Origin of the sequence: Rhizobium terricola (genome assembly GCF_012927355.1) — a bacterium.
In the GTDB taxonomy this organism is placed as follows: Bacteria; Pseudomonadota; Alphaproteobacteria; order Rhizobiales; family Rhizobiaceae; genus Allorhizobium; species Allorhizobium terricola.
In genome coordinates this window covers 862,649-877,660 of the sequence record NZ_JABBGK010000001.1, presented here as the reverse complement: position 1 = coordinate 877,660, position 15,012 = coordinate 862,649, and the positions used below count along the sequence as shown (strand labels likewise).

The 15,012-nt window shown below is 63.3% G+C and carries 12 protein-coding genes and 1 pseudogene; 10 read left to right on the top strand and 3 right to left on the bottom strand.

Annotated elements, in window-relative coordinates; all coding sequences use genetic code 11:
* Nucleotides 1-9: 9 nt before the first annotated feature.
* Complete coding sequence (locus HHL25_RS04110) at nucleotides 10-2,547, bottom strand: methyl-accepting chemotaxis protein (RefSeq protein ID WP_169587536.1); 2,538 nt, start codon at nucleotides 2,545-2,547, stop codon at nucleotides 10-12.
* Between the two features lie 241 nt (nucleotides 2,548-2,788).
* On the opposite strand from HHL25_RS04110, the gene HHL25_RS04105 reads away from it, so the two are divergent.
* From HHL25_RS04105 to mobB, 4 genes are read left to right on the top strand one after another with little or no spacing between them, the layout of a single operon-like run.
* Nucleotides 2,789-3,694 carry a DMT family transporter gene (locus tag HHL25_RS04105; RefSeq protein ID WP_169587534.1) on the top strand — a complete coding sequence of 302 codons (906 nt, stop codon included), beginning with the start codon at nucleotides 2,789-2,791 and terminating at the stop codon, nucleotides 3,692-3,694.
* A gap of 40 nt (nucleotides 3,695-3,734) precedes the next feature.
* Nucleotides 3,735-4,937 carry a multidrug effflux MFS transporter gene (locus tag HHL25_RS04100; RefSeq protein ID WP_169587532.1) on the top strand — a complete coding sequence of 401 codons (1,203 nt, stop codon included), beginning with the start codon at nucleotides 3,735-3,737 and terminating at the stop codon, nucleotides 4,935-4,937.
* A 17-nt stretch (nucleotides 4,938-4,954) separates the two neighbouring features.
* Nucleotides 4,955-5,581, top strand: coding sequence for a molybdenum cofactor guanylyltransferase MobA (gene mobA, locus HHL25_RS04095; RefSeq protein WP_169587530.1), 627 nt, complete (start codon nucleotides 4,955-4,957; stop codon nucleotides 5,579-5,581).
* A gap of 11 nt (nucleotides 5,582-5,592) precedes the next feature.
* Entirely contained in the window at nucleotides 5,593-6,120 is a 528-nt protein-coding gene (gene mobB, locus HHL25_RS04090) for a molybdopterin-guanine dinucleotide biosynthesis protein B (RefSeq protein ID WP_169587528.1), read from the top strand.
* Between the two features lie 76 nt (nucleotides 6,121-6,196).
* On the opposite strand, the gene HHL25_RS04085 is transcribed toward mobB, so the two are convergent.
* Entirely contained in the window at nucleotides 6,197-8,644 is a 2,448-nt protein-coding gene (locus HHL25_RS04085) for an OmpA family protein (RefSeq protein ID WP_169587526.1), read from the bottom strand.
* A gap of 366 nt (nucleotides 8,645-9,010) precedes the next feature.
* Between HHL25_RS04085 and HHL25_RS04080 the strand changes: the two genes are divergently transcribed.
* The 4 genes from HHL25_RS04080 (at nucleotide 9,011) to HHL25_RS04065 (ending at nucleotide 12,021) form a co-directional block, all read left to right on the top strand.
* Nucleotides 9,011-9,784: an ABC transporter substrate-binding protein gene (locus HHL25_RS04080; protein WP_169587524.1), complete on the top strand. Its 774-nt coding sequence runs from the start codon at nucleotides 9,011-9,013 to the stop codon at nucleotides 9,782-9,784.
* A 112-nt stretch (nucleotides 9,785-9,896) separates the two neighbouring features.
* On the top strand, nucleotides 9,897-10,700 hold the full coding sequence (locus HHL25_RS04075; protein ID WP_169587522.1) for an ABC transporter permease: 804 nt from the start codon (nucleotides 9,897-9,899) through the stop codon (nucleotides 10,698-10,700).
* Nucleotides 10,697-11,527: an ABC transporter permease gene (locus tag HHL25_RS04070; protein WP_169587520.1), complete on the top strand. Its 831-nt coding sequence runs from the start codon at nucleotides 10,697-10,699 to the stop codon at nucleotides 11,525-11,527. The genes HHL25_RS04075 and HHL25_RS04070 overlap by 4 nt, the downstream gene beginning before the upstream one ends.
* A gap of 227 nt (nucleotides 11,528-11,754) precedes the next feature.
* Nucleotides 11,755-12,021, top strand: coding sequence for an usg protein (locus tag HHL25_RS04065; RefSeq protein ID WP_169587518.1), 267 nt, complete (start codon nucleotides 11,755-11,757; stop codon nucleotides 12,019-12,021).
* A gap of 6 nt (nucleotides 12,022-12,027) precedes the next feature.
* Here HHL25_RS04065 and HHL25_RS04060 read toward each other — a convergent pair whose 3' ends face one another.
* Nucleotides 12,028-12,750 (bottom strand): DUF2270 domain-containing protein, encoded by a 723-nt coding sequence (locus HHL25_RS04060; RefSeq protein WP_169587516.1) that lies wholly within the window; start codon nucleotides 12,748-12,750, stop codon nucleotides 12,028-12,030.
* Nucleotides 12,751-12,910: 160 nt separating this feature from the next.
* Between HHL25_RS04060 and HHL25_RS04055 the strand changes: the two genes are divergently transcribed.
* Together HHL25_RS04055 and HHL25_RS04050 are read left to right on the top strand one after the other, a co-directional pair.
* Nucleotides 12,911-13,726 (top strand): class I SAM-dependent DNA methyltransferase, encoded by an 816-nt coding sequence (locus HHL25_RS04055; RefSeq protein ID WP_169587514.1) that lies wholly within the window; start codon nucleotides 12,911-12,913, stop codon nucleotides 13,724-13,726.
* 129 nt (nucleotides 13,727-13,855) lie between these two features.
* A pseudogene (locus HHL25_RS04050) lies at nucleotides 13,856-15,012 on the top strand (hypothetical protein); the annotation flags it as partial.

The window sequence follows — 15,012 nt, the reverse complement described above, 5'->3', positions numbered from 1 at the left end:
TCACCATCCTTACGCAGCACCCCGGTGCAAAGGCTGATGGCGCGTCACGTCGCGACCGATGCGGAACTGGTCGATCTTGGCCATCAGCAGTTCCACCCGCTGGCGCAGGCCATGGATCTCGGCATTGTTCTCCTCGACCATGGCGGCGTTGCGCTGCGTGATGTGCTCGACATCCTTGACCGCGCGTGCGACCTCGTTGAGGCCTGTCGACTGCTGATGCGTCGCGGACGAGATGGTCTCGACCAGCTGCCTGACCTCCTCCACCTGCTCGATGATCGCCGTGAGCGCACCGCCGGTCCGCTCCACCAACGTCACGCCTGAACGTACCTGGCTGCCGCTCACGGAAATGAGCTCCTTGATTTCCTTGGCCGCCCCCGCACAACGCTGGGCAAGATCGCGAACTTCCTGGGCGACAACCGCGAAGCCGCGGCCCGCTTCGCCTGCGCGCGCCGCCTCGACGCCGGCATTGAGTGCCAGAAGATTGGTCTGGAAGGCGATCTCGTCGATCACGCCGATAATGGTCGAGATCCGCTCCGAGGACCGGCTGATCTCGCCCATGGCCTCGACCGCCTGCGTCACGATCACGCCCGACTGGCGCGCCTGTTCCCCGGTCCGCTGCACCGACTGGGCCGTGCGGTTGGCCCCTTCCGCCGTGGTCCGAACCACATCAGCGAGCTGGTTGAGGGCACGCGCGCTCTCTTCGATCGCTGCGGCCTGCTGCTCGGTGCGGCGCGCGAGGTCGTCGGCCGAGACGGCGAGATTGCCGGTCCCGGCATTGATGTCGGCGCTTGCGGCACGGACATCGACCAGCGTCGCCCTTAGGGCCTCGGTCGCCCGATTGTAGGTTTCCGCCATGGCGACGAAATCGCCCGGCAGGTCGTCGCGCATGGCGCGCTCCAGATTGCCGGCGGCCAGCGCCTCCAGCACGTCGGAAAGGGCGTCCAGCGCCGCACGCTGTTCATTCTCGATCCTTGCGCGTTCCACCGCCCGCTGTTCGGCATCACGCGCCGAAGTCTGCCGCGCCACGGTCGCCTCGTCCTCAAGCCGCCGGTTCTCGACCGCAGCGTCGCGGAAGACGGTGACGGACCGCACCATGTCGCCGATCTCGTCGCCCCGTTCACGCCCTTCGATCGGAACCTGAAGGTCGCCGCTGGCCAGACGCCCCATGACGTCGGTGATACGCTTCAACGGCGCGCGCAGCGTCTCGACGAGCAGCAGGCCGCCGACCACGGCGAGCAGCGTGCCGACCACCATCGCCAGCACGGAAATGCTGGCCGAACGCTCGCTGTCGTCCTTGCCGATCTCCTGGGCATGGCTGACAAATTCGCGCAGCGACGCCATCGCCTTGCCGACATGGTCACCGGCGACGGTGCGCAGCTGACGCCATTCCTCGGCGGAGGTCATGAGGCTGGCGGACTGGCTGTCGATGGCGGTGGCAACGGGCTTCAGCTTGCCGGCAAAATCCCGCATCGTGCTGTTCTTCGCTCCGAGCTTGCCGATACCGTCGGCCCGTTCGGTGATTGCCGCGAGGTCGCCCAGCATCAGTTTGCGGGACGCCTCGTCGACCACTCCGCGGAACCGCTCCGCATGCAGGCTAAGCGCGTCGATCGCGACCAAGGTCGCCTCAACCTCGCTCATCAGTTCCTTCTGCTCGGCCACCAGCTTGTCGAGACCGACGAAGCGTTCGGAGGCCGTATTACTGTTCTTGCCGGCCTGCTGGGCAAGCTTCTGCTCCATGGTCGCCAGCTCAGTGACGACCTGCCCGATGGCGATCGCCTTGTCGATGTCAGCCTGGGAGCCGTCGAGAACGGGACCGAGCTTGTCGGCAACAGCGGAGATCTCGGCGAGCGTCTTCTGCCCCTTGCTCGAAGCAATTTTGCCGGCCTTGCCGATCTCCTTGGTCAGCGCGGCGCCGTAGAGGCGGGCCTGCGCGATCTGGTCGGCCGGCACGAACGACTTCTGCATCGCATCGCGCAGCTTGACGATCCGCTCGCCGACCGCCTTGAACGCCGAGGCGTCGAAGAGAAGCTCCTTGGCAAAGGCTTCCTTGTCGGAAAAATCCTTGCGAACGAACTCGATCTGCTTGCTCAGCATGCCGCCTTCAGCGCGGATCGCCGCGAGGCTCTCGCCGATCGAGGCGTCGATCGCGTCCCGTTCGTTCTTGTTCGACCACATCCGGTCGAGTTCGCCGCGCATTCGGGCACCGAGCGAACGCAGGTCTTCGAGGTCGGCCTTGGCCGCCTGCTTGGCGAGGATGCCGTCGAGGACCTCGAGCCCCTTTTCTTCGGCATCGACCGCCTTCACGAGGTGAGCGCGGGTTTCCTCGGAGGGCTCGATGCTAAACTCCTGCAGAGCCACCTGCACCTGCTCCAGATCGCTGATATTGCCGATGGTCGCGCGCGTCACGGTCATGTGCCCGTTCAGCATGTTCGCTGTGTAATAGCCGAGCAAACCGACCCCGGCCATCAGGATGACGAGCGGCACCACGAACAGCAGCACCTTGGTGACGATCCTGCGGCTCTGCAGAAGACGGTCGATGAAACCCATGCGATCCTCGGAAGCAATCCGGCGAAGGCGCCCTGTTCATCAAGGACCGTCGGGAATCCATGCCGCCTCATGCGGTTTGGATAACTTCCAGCCTGGAGCTTGAGCAATCGTTAAAAGTGTATCCCGGATCTGATATTATTCAGACAGAACTGATATGCGACGCAACAAAGGTCGGCAGCCAGTAGGCGTCGGGGCCCACATCGGCTAGAACGAGCCCCGCACTCTGGGAGATTCTTTGCCGATGGCCCTGTCCAACAATACCCGCGGCGCGTTGCTGATGACGCTGTCGATGGCCGGGTTCACCTGCAACGATGCCCTCAGTAAGGCGGTGAGCCCCCTGATGAATGTCGGACAGCTGATGTTGGTGCGCGGCCTCTTCACCAGCATCCTGGTCTTCCTCGTGGCGAGGCACCTCGGCGCGCTGGGTCATGTGCGCATGCTGAAGGACCCAATGATCGGCCTGCGGGTGCTTTTCGAGACACTTGCCGCCGTCACCTTCCTCAGTGCGCTCGGCTCCATGCCGCTCGCCAATATCTCTTCGATCCTCCAGTCGCTGCCGCTGGCCGTCACTCTCGGCGCCGCACTCTTTCTCGGCGAACCGGTCGGCTGGCGCCGCTGGCTGGCGATCGGCATCGGCTTCGTCGGTGTGCTGATCATCATCCGCCCCGGCCCCGACGGCTTCACCCTCTCTTCCCTTTATGTGCTGCTGAGCGTCTTCTTCGCCGCCGCGCGCGACCTCGTCACCAAGAAGGTCGACCCGGCCACCTCCTCGCTCGCGATCACGCTCTGCACGGCGACCGGCGTCACCATCGCGGGCGCCATCCTGACACCGGTCTTGGGCGGCTGGACGCCGCTGAGCGGTGCGACCTGGGCCGTCATGGTGCTCACCTCGCTGCTGATCTTTGTCGGATATCAGGGGATCATCATGGCCATGCGCACCGGCGAGATCTCCTTCATCGCCCCATTCCGCTATACGAGCCTGCTCTGGGCGGTCGCGCTCGGCATGCTTTTCTTCGGCGAGGTACCGGACGTCTGGATGGCGACGGGTGCAAGCGTGGTCATCGGCTCCGGCCTTTATGCCTTCTACCGCGAGAAGAAGCGGCGGGAAGAAGCGGCCCGGCTTGAGGTGAAAGGCCCCGTCGTCTGATGCGGATCGGGTGCACCAGGTCCGGGGGAGAAGCCTCGCGATGAAAACGGCCCGTTTCCTCGACCGGCAAAGTCCGCCGCACGTCTTGAGCCTCGTGGCCGTGGCCGGTCTCTCGGCGCTGACGATGAACATCTTCCTGCCGTCGCTCCCGGACATGGCGGCTCATTTCGGCGTCGACTACGCGACCATCCAGATCCTGATCTCCGGCTATATCGCGGTGACCGCATTTGTGCAGATCGTGATCGGCCCTCTGTCCGACCGCTTCGGGCGTCGGCCGACCGTCCTTGCGGCGCTGGTTCTGCTGCTGGTCGCGACCGCGATGTGCATGCTGGCCGACAGCTTTGGAGTACTCGTTGCCGGCCGCCTCTTGCAGACCGCCGTCGTCACCGGCCTTGTCCTGTCGCGCGCCATTGTTCGCGATATGGTACCGATGGAGGAAGCGGCCTCGATGATCGGCTATGTCACCATGGGCATGACACTTGTACCCATGATCGGCCCGACGCTCGGCGGCGTGCTCAACGATACCTTCGGCTGGCAGGCGAACTTCGCCGCCATCTTCATTCTCGGCGCAATTGTTCTCACGCTGGCCTGGGCCGATCTCGGAGAAACAAACCACAATCGTTCGTCGAGCTTCTCCCAGCAATTCCGGGCCTGGCCTGGTCTCCTCGCCTCGCCCACCTTCTGGGGTTATACCGCGACGGCGACCTTCACCTCCGGCGCCTTCTTCGCCTTCCTTGGCGGCGCCCCCTTCGTCGGCGCCACGCTGATGAAGATGAGCCCGAGCACGCTCGGCATGCAGTTCGTCTTCATCGCCGCCGGCTACATGGTCGGCAATTTTCTCTCGGGTCGCTATGCGAGGCGTGCCGGGATCTCCAACATGATGCTGACGGGCGCCCTTGTGTCGCTGGCCGGGATCGCCCTTCCGGCGATCCTCTTTACCGTCGGCGCCGGATCGGCAGCAGCCTTCTTCGTGCCGCAGGTCATCGTCGGTTTCGGTAACGGCCTAACCCTTCCGAGCGCCAATGCCGGCATCGTCAGCGTGAAACCGGAACTCGCGGGCTCCGCCTCGGGCCTCGGCGGCGCGATGACCATGGCCGGCGGCGCAGTGCTCTCGCTCTTCGCCTCGTCGATCCTGACCGTCGAAAGTGGCGCGCTCCCCTTGATCTGGGTGATGCTCGTCAGCTGCGTTCTGGCCGTCGCCGCAATCCTCTACCTGCGCTACGCTGACCGCGACGCCAACTGACGAATCGGGCAGATGAGATGAGCACCAAGCCCCTGCATGCCGTGATCCTTGCAGGTGGCCTGTCGCGCCGTATGGGCCGGGACAAGGCGATCGTGCTGCTCGGTCAAAAGACGATGATCGCCCGTGTCGCCGAGCGCCTCTCGCCGCAGGTCGCGTCACTCGCGGTCAATGCTCTGCAACCACCGGACCCTGACCTCTCCCTTCCCCTCGTTCCGGACACCATCGCCGGACACGCCGGACCGCTCGCAGGCATTCTGGCCGGGCTGAAGCGGACACGGACAGAATATCCCGCCGCCTCCCATCTCCTCACGGTTCCGGCCGACACCCCTTTCCTGCCGGCCGATCTCGCCGACCGGCTCCACGCCGCCCTTAGAGGGCCCGACGAGATCGCGCTCGCTGCGTCCGCCGGCCGATCCCACCCGGTCGTGGCCCTCTGGCCGCTTTCGATTGCAGCCGATCTCGAAGCCTGGCTCGCGGATCCCGCAAACCGGCGCCTGCAGTCCTTCATCGCCAGCCATGCGGCAACCGTGGTGGATTTCCCGCTGATTGAGACCGCCGCCGGACCGCTCGACCCCTTCTTCAACGTCAACACGCCCGACGATCTCGTCGCCGCCGAACGTTTCCTCGAGGCCCTTGAAGCATGAACGAAGGCATCATGAACGAACGCCCGCGCATTTTCGGCATCTCCGGCTGGAAGAATTCCGGCAAGACCGGCCTCGCCGTGCGCCTCGTCGAGGAATTCACGCGACGCGGCTACCGCATATCGACGATCAAGCACGCCCACCACGACTTCGACATCGACAAGGTCGGCGCCGACAGCTACCGCCACCGACAGGCCGGCGCGCACGAGGTGGCGATCGTTTCCGGCACCCGCTACGCGATCATGCACGAACTGCGCGGACGCGAGGAGCCGAGCTTCGAGGAAATCCTGTCGCGCCTCGGGCCCTGCGATCTGGTGCTGATCGAGGGCTACAAGCGCGAACCCGTGCCGAAGATCGAGGCCCGCCGCCTGGAAGCCAACAACCGCGAACCGCTGGCACCGAGCGATCCCCACATCGTCGCGATCGCCGCCGACCATCCCGTCACGGGGACGGAACTACCCGTCTTCGATCTCGACGACACCGCGACCATCGCCGACTTCATCGCCGAAACCACCGGCCTTCCGGCACCGCGCAGAGGCTGATTCCGGCAAGGAAAACGGGACAAACGAAAAGGCCGCCGGGTTTCCCCGGCGGCCTTTTCTCTGGATGGCAACCCGCTTAGCGGTTCGCAGTGGTTGCCGGACGAACCAGCGAGGTGACGCGACGGATCGCGACGCGGCGGTTCTGCTGCTCGGCTTCGGCCGTGCGGATCTTCAGGTAACGCTCGCCATAACCCTGGACCGAGAGGTTTTCCGGCGGGATGCCGTAGACCTCGGTCAGGAGGTTCGCGACCGTCTCTGCACGCTGGTCGGACAGGATCAGGTTCGACCGGTCCGAACCGACGGCGTCGGTATGGCCCTCGATCAGGAAGGTTTCACCAGGATCCTTGTCGAGCACCTTCTGCATCGCTTCGGCGACCTTACGCAGCGTCTTGGCCTGCGCCAGCGGCACTTCGGCCGAGCCCGACGGGAAGGTGATCGTGTCGAGGTCGATGCGACGCACCTTGTCGCGCAGACGCGACGAGGACTTCACTTCGTCCATCGAATAGACGCGCTCGACACGTTCGACCGGCGGCTGGGCAAGGAAGTCGTAGTAGTCACGATCCGGAGCACGGGAGGTCGTGACGATGTAGTCATCGACCGGCACGGTCAGGCGCATGGGCGGCAGGCTGTAGCCGACGTCCACATAGATGCGGGCCCGTTCGGAATCGGCCTCCGGCGAGTAGAGAAGCACATACTCGTCGCCATCCGAGGTGAAGCGCGAACGCAGGATGATGTCGCCATAGCGGTTGTAGATCGTAACCAGCCGCGAACCGTCGGCACGCTCGATCGTCTCGCGGACACGGCCGCGCGGCAGTTCCTCGTAATAGGTCTCCGAGGAATCCCAACGCAGGCGGGGCCGGTCGTCGCCACGAACAACCACCTGGTTGCCGATGTTGATGACCGTACGGTTATCGACCTGCTCGATGACACGAACCTGATTCACCTGGTTGATGTTCGTCACGTTGTTGGTCACGTTCGTGACATTGGTGATGTTCGTAACATTCGTGGCATTGGTCACGTTGTTGACGACCGTCGTCGGCACCTCGAACGTGGGCGCGGCATCAAGCTGGGTGCCCTGCTCGGCGGCAAACGCCTGGATCACCTGCGGCTCGACCTTGGCTTCGTCCGCCTGCGCTGCGGCGTCGCTCTCCGGCGGAGGCAGGACCTCGGTCTCGGCACGCAGCTGCGTGCGAACCTCACGCGTATCTGCCGAACCGGTATTGTCGGCATCCTTGTCGCTGTCGAGCACGGCGCCACCGCCGTCGACCGGCAGGACAACCGTCTCTGCGGTCGCCGCCGGATCCTCGGCAATCTCCTGCTTCTGTTCTTCGGTGCGCGTATCGACGATCTCTTCGACCGGAGCCTCGGCCGGAGGTTCTACGGCAGGAACCACCACTTCCTCGACAGGCTGCTGGTCAGCCGGCTGTTCAGTCGTGGCCTGATCCGGCGTGGCGTCGGGCGTCGTTGCGTCCTGGGCAGGCTGTTCAGCCGGAGCCGCCTCGCCCTGCTGGGTCTGCTCGTCGGTCGGCGCGGTAACCGGCTCCTCCGCAGGCGCAGCCTGATCCTGCTGCTGTTCCTCGGCAGGTGCCTGTTCGGTCTGCTCGGCGGGCGCCGGCTCTTCTGCGGGCTGTTCGGCCGGCGCCTGTTCCTCTGCGGGTTGCTCGGCCGGGGCCTGCTCTTCGGCAGGCTGCTCTGTGGGAGCCTGCTCTTCTGCAGGCTGCTCGGCGGGAGCCTCGGGCGCCGGGCAGGCATCGGCAGAAGCCGCCTGCGAACCATCGGCGCAAGTGACCATCTCCGCGGCCGGCTGCTGAGCCTCTTCGGCTGCTTTCTGTGCTTCCTCTGCAGCCTGCTGCTCGGCGGCGCGCTGGGCTTCTTCAGCGGCCTGCTGTTCTGCGGCGCGCTGAGCCTCTTCGGCAGCCTGCTGCTCGGCGGCCTGCTGGGCCTCTTCAGCGGCCTGCTGCTCGGCGGCGCGCTGGGCTTCTTCAGCGGCCTGCTGTTCAGCCGCGCGTTGGGCCTCTTCGGCAGCCTGCTGTTCAGCCGCGCGTTGGGCCTCTTCGGCAGCCTGCTGTTCTGCCGCGCGCTGGGCTTCTTCGGCAGCCTGCTGTTCTGCTGCACGCTGGGCTTCTTCCGCTGCTTGCTGTTCCGCGGCGCGCTGGGCTTCTTCAGCGGCCTGCTGTTCCGCGGCGCGCTGGGCTTCTTCCGCGGCCTGCTGCTCGGCCGCGCGCTGGGCTTCTTCAGCGGCCTGCTGTTCAGCCGCACGTTGGGCCTCTTCCGCTGCCTGCTGATCAGCCGCACGCTGGGCGTCGATCGCATCGCAGGTCGCCTGATCGGCCGCCTGGCTGCCATCGCTGCAGGTCACCGTCGCATCCTGCGCGACAAGGATACCCACCGGCTCCGAAGGTCGGCTTTGGCTCACGCTTCTTTCGGTCTGAGTCACGGCAGATGCCGCGACCGGCTCTACCATGACGGCTGCCGAAAGGACCGGCAGGGCTACGGTAGCGAACAGTTTCGATCTCAATCTCATATCCAATTCCTTGCGAAGCGTGGCACCATAACGATGTCGTTTTAGGAGCAGGTGATGGAACGGCTTTTTTGTGTCCGCCCCTGTTCTGCCGCTCCCATTGCACAGAACGTATAAAGCGGCAAATTAACCTTGGCTGAACGAAAAAGTTTCATCGAATTTCTGCAATCCCCATCAGTATTGCATTTTCATGGCTTGCATTCACAATCGCTAATTGATGCGATTTTTTTGTTCTAACGCGTGTTTGGTGTTGATTTTCCGGAAGAAAGAGTAGGAATATCGCCCCAGGTACGGCACGGAGGTGCCGCGCTTGCCCTGTTCAGCGCGGGGGACAAGACAACCGCGCGAACGACCAACAGAGAGGATCACATGCGTATCTCGACACGTTTCTTCGCCGCCGCTTCGATTGCCGCCCTGTCGCTTTTCGCCGGCAGCGCGATGGCGGAGGACAAGCTGATCATCGGCACGGAAGGCGCCTACCCGCCCTTCAACAACCTCGAATCGGACGGCTCGCTCGTCGGCTTCGACATCGATATCGCACGGGCCCTTTGCGATGAGATGAAGGTTACCTGTGAATTCGTCACCCAGGATTGGGACGGCATCATTCCGGCTCTCCAGGCCAAGAAGTTCGACGCCATCATCGCCTCGATGTCTATCACGCCGGAGCGCAAGGAAAAGGTCGACTTCACCGACAAGTACTACAACACCGGCCCGGCGCTCGCTGTGGCGAAGGACTCCACCATCACCGGCATTGCCGACCTGAAGGGCAAGGTCCTCGGCGCGCAGTCCTCGACGACCCACGCCAACTATGCTGAAAAGCATGCACCCGACGCCGAACTGAAGCTCTACCCGACCACCGACGAGTACAAGCTCGACCTGGAAGGCGGCCGTGTCGACGCTGTCATCGACGACGTTGTCGTGCTGTCGGAATGGGTAAAGTCGGAAGCCGGCGCCTGCTGCAAGATCGCAACCGCCCTTCCGGTCGACGTTGAAATCAACGGTCCGGGCGCAGGCATCGCAGTCCGCAAGGGCGAAACCGCGCTCGCCGAAAAGTTCAACGCCGCCATCAAGGCGATCCGCGCGAACGGCAAGTACAAGGAAATCAACGACAAGTACTTCGATTTCGACGTGTACGGTCAGTGATCCCCTGAAATCTTCAGACAAGCGATGGCGGAAGACTCGTTCTTCCGCCATTGTCATTTATGAGAAGACCGAAAATAAAAGATGCGGCACGAACCGCAGGGGGACATAGAGTATGAGCGGCGCACTTTCCGCCCTCGGCTCATTCTGGGCCTGGTTTCAGTATGCTTTCGATCCGTTGTGCGGACCGGTCGGATTGTTCAACCTTCTCGGCAGCTCATCACTGGTCGCCTGCGGCGCGGCAGGTTGGGGTGACGAGATCGCCTTCGGCGTGAAGGTGACGGTGTCGCTGTCGCTGGCGACCCTGCCGATCGGCCTGATGATCGGCTTCTTCGTGGCACTTGCCATGCAGTCCGAGGAAAAGTCGCTGCGCATGGCCGGCGGCATCTACACGACCATCTTCCGCGGCCTTCCCGAACTCCTGACGCTGTTCATCGTCTATTACGGCGTGCAGATGGGCATTCAGGCGATCCTCGCCTGGTTCGGCAACGAGCAGCGAATCGAAATCAATGCCTTCGCAGCCGGCATGATCGCGCTGTCCGTCGTCTTTTCCTCCTATTGCTCGGAGGTGCTGCTTTCGGCCTTCCGCGCCATTCCCAAGGGACAGTATGAAGCCGGCGATGCGCTCGGCCTCCATCGTGGCCGCACCATGCGCCTGATCATCCTGCCCCAGTTGATCCGCATCGCCCTGCCCGGCCTCGGCAATCTCTGGATGAACCTCCTGAAGGACACCGCGCTGGTCTCGGTTATCGGCCTCTCGGACATCCTGCGCCAGACCGGTATCGCCGCGAAAGTCAGCAAGGAGGCCTTCTTCTTTTACCTTCTCGCCTGCGCGCTCTTCCTCGCGCTCGCCGTCCTTTCCTCGATCGGCATCAGTATGATCGACCGTTGGAGCAACCGCGCCGGAGGTCGTCGATGAGCTACGCGACCAACCTTATCGAGCCTCGTCCGGCACCGCCGAAAGTCGCGTCGCGCATGAGCGGCTCGCGCATCATCGGCTTCATTGGCCTCGGTCTGTGGATCCTGCTCGCCGTTGCCCTCGTCTACATGATGATCAGCAACTGGGACACCGACAAGTTCGTCAAATACGGACCGCGCTATCTCTCGGGCCTCTGGGTCACGCTGACCCTTGTCGTCGTGTCGATCACGTTCGGCGCCCTGCTCTCCATTCCGATCGCCTTCGCTCGCATGTCGAAGAGCCGCGTGCTGAACGTGATTTCCTACGCCTATGTCTACGTGTTCCGCGGAACACCGCTGCTCGCGCAGATCTACCTGATCTATTACGGCTTCGGCTCGTTCAAGGCGCAGATCGAGTCCGTTCACCTGTGGTGGTTCTTCCGCGAGGCCTGGTATTGCGCGCTGCTCTCGATGACGCTCAACACCGCGGCGTACCAGGCGGAAATTCTCCGCGGGGCAATCCTCAGCGTGCCGCGCGGCCAGTCCGAAGGCGCCATGTCCCTCGGCCTTAGCCCCTTCGTCACCTTCCGCAAGATCATCCTGCCGCAGGCGCTGATCGTGGCGCTCCGCCCCTACGGCAACGAGATCATCCTGATGGTCAAGGGGTCGGCGGTGGTCGCGGTCGTCACCGTGCTCGATCTGATGGGGCAGACCCGCTACACCTTCTCGCGCACCTTCGACTATCAGGCCTATCTCTGGGCTGCCGTCTTCTACCTGACCATGGTCGAGACCATGCGGCACATCTGGGCCTGGCTTGAGGCACGCCTCACCCGCCACCTGAAACGTTGAGGCGCACGGCGGACTTGCGTCCGCCGTGGCAGCACTCTCTCCCCTCGGCTGACAAGCCATTGCCGCAAAAGGGTATTCTGCCGTCCGGAAGCCAAAATTAAGCATCCGTTAACCTTGCGATGTTTCCATTTCAGACAGGCCGCTCCCGTGGCGCGGCCGATCGGTCCGCCGAAGCGGAACACCGCCGGCTCCGGTCCTCTGGATAAGGGAACGAAGACGAGGTTGTCATGAACCACGAAATGGAACTGATGCTGAAAGGCTACGGCCTGACGACGGCGCAAATCCTCTACCGGTTGCCCGACCATCCCCAGCTGTTGCAGACCTATGTCTGGCAGCACTACGATCTGGCACCGGAATTCCCCGAAATGCGGAGCTTCCTGAAGTTCTGGCAGGACAAGCTCGACGGACCGCTGCACTCGGTCTGCTACGTCCACCGGAAAATGATCGGTGCCAATGAGTGGCGCTCGCTCAAAGGCGAATTCATCCTCCACTGAGCCCCCTCAGACATGCACCTCGCCATGGGCGAACTCGCCATCATCCGGCTCGCGGTGAAGCGCTGAAAGGATGATGAGGGCATAGACCAGGAAAACGGCGCACAGCACGACTGGGCCCGGCAGTGGCCCGAGCGTGGCGTTGGCGGCCATCTCTCCGAAGGAGTGGACGAACTCGACCGCCCTCTCCTCGGGCAGGAGCTTGGGCGTCGAGATCTTGAGGCCCCAGGCCAGGAGCAGGATGAGATACATCCAGACATAGTTGCGCCGGATCCTGCGCGTCAGTGCCTCACGATAATCCATCAGGAAGACCGGGCTGCGCAGGCTCCTGGCGATCGCGGCCGCCCAATCGGGATTGAGTTCGGCCTGGGGACAGAGCGCCTGCGCGAAATAGTATCGCTCCAGCTGACGTACCCGCGCCCGGTAGACGTCGAAGAAGCGATAGCGCCGTGCCTCTATCATCAGGAAAAGCGAGACGAGCAGCATGGCGAAGAGCACAACGCCGTGATGCGAAGTCGAGGTCGACAGCGACACCGACAGGAGGCCCGCGACCACCGTCATCGCCCAGTTGGTGGTGCGGTCGATCCGGTCGCGCCAACTGGTCATCCGGCCAAGCTCGCCGCGATAGTAATGGATGAGCATGTTGGCCTTCTCGGCCGAAGTTGCCGGCAGTGCCGGCGCTGTACCGAGCGTGCGCGCCGAGGCCTCGATGATGTCGCTCGTCTCCGTCATGCCGTGTTTGCCTCCCGTTGTTGCCGCAGCCTACGTCCGCCTAACGAGCGATCGCAATAGGGTGTTCCCTTTGCCGCCGATTGCCAAAGCCCGCCCGAGGCTTTAGACCCCGGGTGTAAAGGGCGCCGGCCGTCGGCGCAAAATCCAAGCGGAGTTCCCCATGGCCAAGATCGACGAAGACGCGCTGGCGGAAGCGTATAACCGGGCACTTGCGCTCGAAAAGGCCGGCGACATCGACGCCGCCGTCAAGGCCTATGAGGAAGTGCTGGCAATCGATCCTGAGGACCACGGCGGCGCCTCGGTTCGCATCGCCTCGCTCGGCCGCGGCGAAGCCCCGCCGAAGGCGCCAGACGCCTATGTCGAAACCCTGTTCGACCAGCACGCCGAAGCCTTCGAGGACATTCTCGTCGAACAGCTGGGTTATGCGGTGCCGGTCATGGTCCGCCAGCGCATGCAGGCGCTCGGCCTCGGCCCCTTCAAGCGCATGCTCGATCTCGGCTGCGGCACGGGCCTCACCGGCGGCACGCTGCGCGACATGGTCGACGACATCACCGGCATCGACATTTCGGAGAACATGGTCGAGATCGCCCACGAAAAGGATCTCTACGAGACCCTCTATGTCGCCGAGGTCGAGGACTTTCTCGAAGACAATGACGACGAACCCTTCGACCTCGTCACCGCGACCGACGTGCTCCCCTATCTCGGCGCGCTCGAACCGCTGTTCTTCGGTGCAGCCGAAAACATGGTCGAAGGCGGCATCTTCGCCTTCTCGTCCGAAACCCTGCCGGCCGACATCCTCGCCGGACGTCCCTACATGGTCGGCCCGCACCAGCGCTTCGCCCATTCCGAGGCCTATGTCCGCGAACGCCTCGCCGCCACGGGCTTCGAGATCGTCGAAATCTCGGAGATCAACGTCCGCATGCAGGACGGAAACCCGACCCCGGGCCACCTGGTGATCGCAAGATTGAAGGGGTGAGGCAGGGCCACTCTGCTCGAACCTTACACCTTGGAAGACAATAATCCGCAACCGGGGCGCGTTTCCGGTTCGTAGACGGACAATCGTCCGCAACCTAGGCTGTCCTCTTGAGTGTGAGAGGGCAGCGGAATGGACGTATCATCCTGGTCTGCATTATTTGCCGGCGCATTGTACACGCCGGCTGCGCCGATCAAGCTGCTGAATGCAGTCAACGGGCTCGCGCTCGTCATGGCGCTGCTTGCACCCACGCTGATCATCCTGGCCCGCCACGAGATACGCCTCGCTCGGCTGAGACAAATTCAGGATTTCTTCCAGATCTTCGAAGTCAAACCCAAACGGCAGGTCAGAAAATTGCCGAGCGGGGCGAATGTCGTGCCGCTGATCGGCGCCAGCGACGCGGATGCCGTTCAACATGACCAGGTTACCAGAGACATTTCGGCACCCGTTCCGGAGCATCTTCGCAATCGCCTAGAGGACAGGAGTCCGCCTCTCACCGAGCGCCACGGAACGTACAACGGCCTCGCCACCAACCCTTCCTTCGAATTTGTTCGCTCCAAATACACCGCCGACCTCGAAATTCTCCCTGGCGACTGGTTGGAATTCCAGAGCGCCACCGAACAGCACCGCCTTGAACTCTATATCAAAGCGGCTGAAGCCCATCGTATCGCTTTCCGCTGGAGACTCCTTTTCTCCTCGATCGGGTTTATCCTCATCAGCTATTTCGGTTTTGACCTGCTCGGGCAGGCAGTCGCCTGCGGATTCAAGGCTGTCGGTTCCTGCGAAGCTCTCCCACCAGCCGAGCCTCAAGCCTTGACGCAGCGGCTATATGTTATCGCTGCCCTGACCTTCCTCGGTGCCTACATAGCATCGGTGCGCTATCTTCTGAGCCGCCTCACCGTGTTCGACCTGACTTCGAGCAGTATCCTGCGGGTAACCACGGAGATGGCGGCGTCAATCCTGCTGACCATGGTGCTCTATGCGGCGTTCCCCGATCCGCTCGGCGTGCTCGGTGGCGTTCTCACGGGCAACGACGACACTCAGCCCGACGGGATCTCGGCTGTCTGGCTCGCATTGGCTCCCGTCCTGGGCCTCACACCGCAAACGTCGACGAAACTGCTCCTCGTCAAGCTCCAATCTCTGGTGAAATGGATCAAGACGGCGGATGACCGCTTCGTCGAGGTTACGAAGATCACCTCGCTTGACGTTCTTGACGGCGTCGACTTCGAAACACGATTCCGCCTCGAAGAGTGCGGGATATTCGACGTCCAGAACCTGGCCACTTACAA

Excerpts from the sequence above, each read along its gene's own strand:
- HHL25_RS04110 (WP_169587536.1), bottom strand. The coding sequence starts at position 2,547 with ATGGGTTTCATCGACCGTCTTCTGCAGAGCCGCAGGATCGTCACCAAG.
- HHL25_RS04105 (WP_169587534.1), top strand. The coding sequence starts at position 2,789 with ATGGCCCTGTCCAACAATACCCGCGGCGCGTTGCTGATGACGCTGTCG.
- HHL25_RS04100 (WP_169587532.1), top strand. The coding sequence starts at position 3,735 with ATGAAAACGGCCCGTTTCCTCGACCGGCAAAGTCCGCCGCACGTCTTG.
- mobA (WP_169587530.1), top strand. The coding sequence starts at position 4,955 with ATGAGCACCAAGCCCCTGCATGCCGTGATCCTTGCAGGTGGCCTGTCG.
- mobB (WP_169587528.1), top strand. The coding sequence starts at position 5,593 with ATGAACGAACGCCCGCGCATTTTCGGCATCTCCGGCTGGAAGAATTCC.
- HHL25_RS04085 (WP_169587526.1), bottom strand. The coding sequence starts at position 8,644 with ATGAGATTGAGATCGAAACTGTTCGCTACCGTAGCCCTGCCGGTCCTT.
- HHL25_RS04080 (WP_169587524.1), top strand. The coding sequence starts at position 9,011 with ATGCGTATCTCGACACGTTTCTTCGCCGCCGCTTCGATTGCCGCCCTG.
- HHL25_RS04075 (WP_169587522.1), top strand. The coding sequence starts at position 9,897 with ATGAGCGGCGCACTTTCCGCCCTCGGCTCATTCTGGGCCTGGTTTCAG.
- HHL25_RS04070 (WP_169587520.1), top strand. The coding sequence starts at position 10,697 with ATGAGCTACGCGACCAACCTTATCGAGCCTCGTCCGGCACCGCCGAAA.
- HHL25_RS04065 (WP_169587518.1), top strand. The coding sequence starts at position 11,755 with ATGAACCACGAAATGGAACTGATGCTGAAAGGCTACGGCCTGACGACG.
- HHL25_RS04060 (WP_169587516.1), bottom strand. The coding sequence starts at position 12,750 with ATGACGGAGACGAGCGACATCATCGAGGCCTCGGCGCGCACGCTCGGT.
- HHL25_RS04055 (WP_169587514.1), top strand. The coding sequence starts at position 12,911 with ATGGCCAAGATCGACGAAGACGCGCTGGCGGAAGCGTATAACCGGGCA.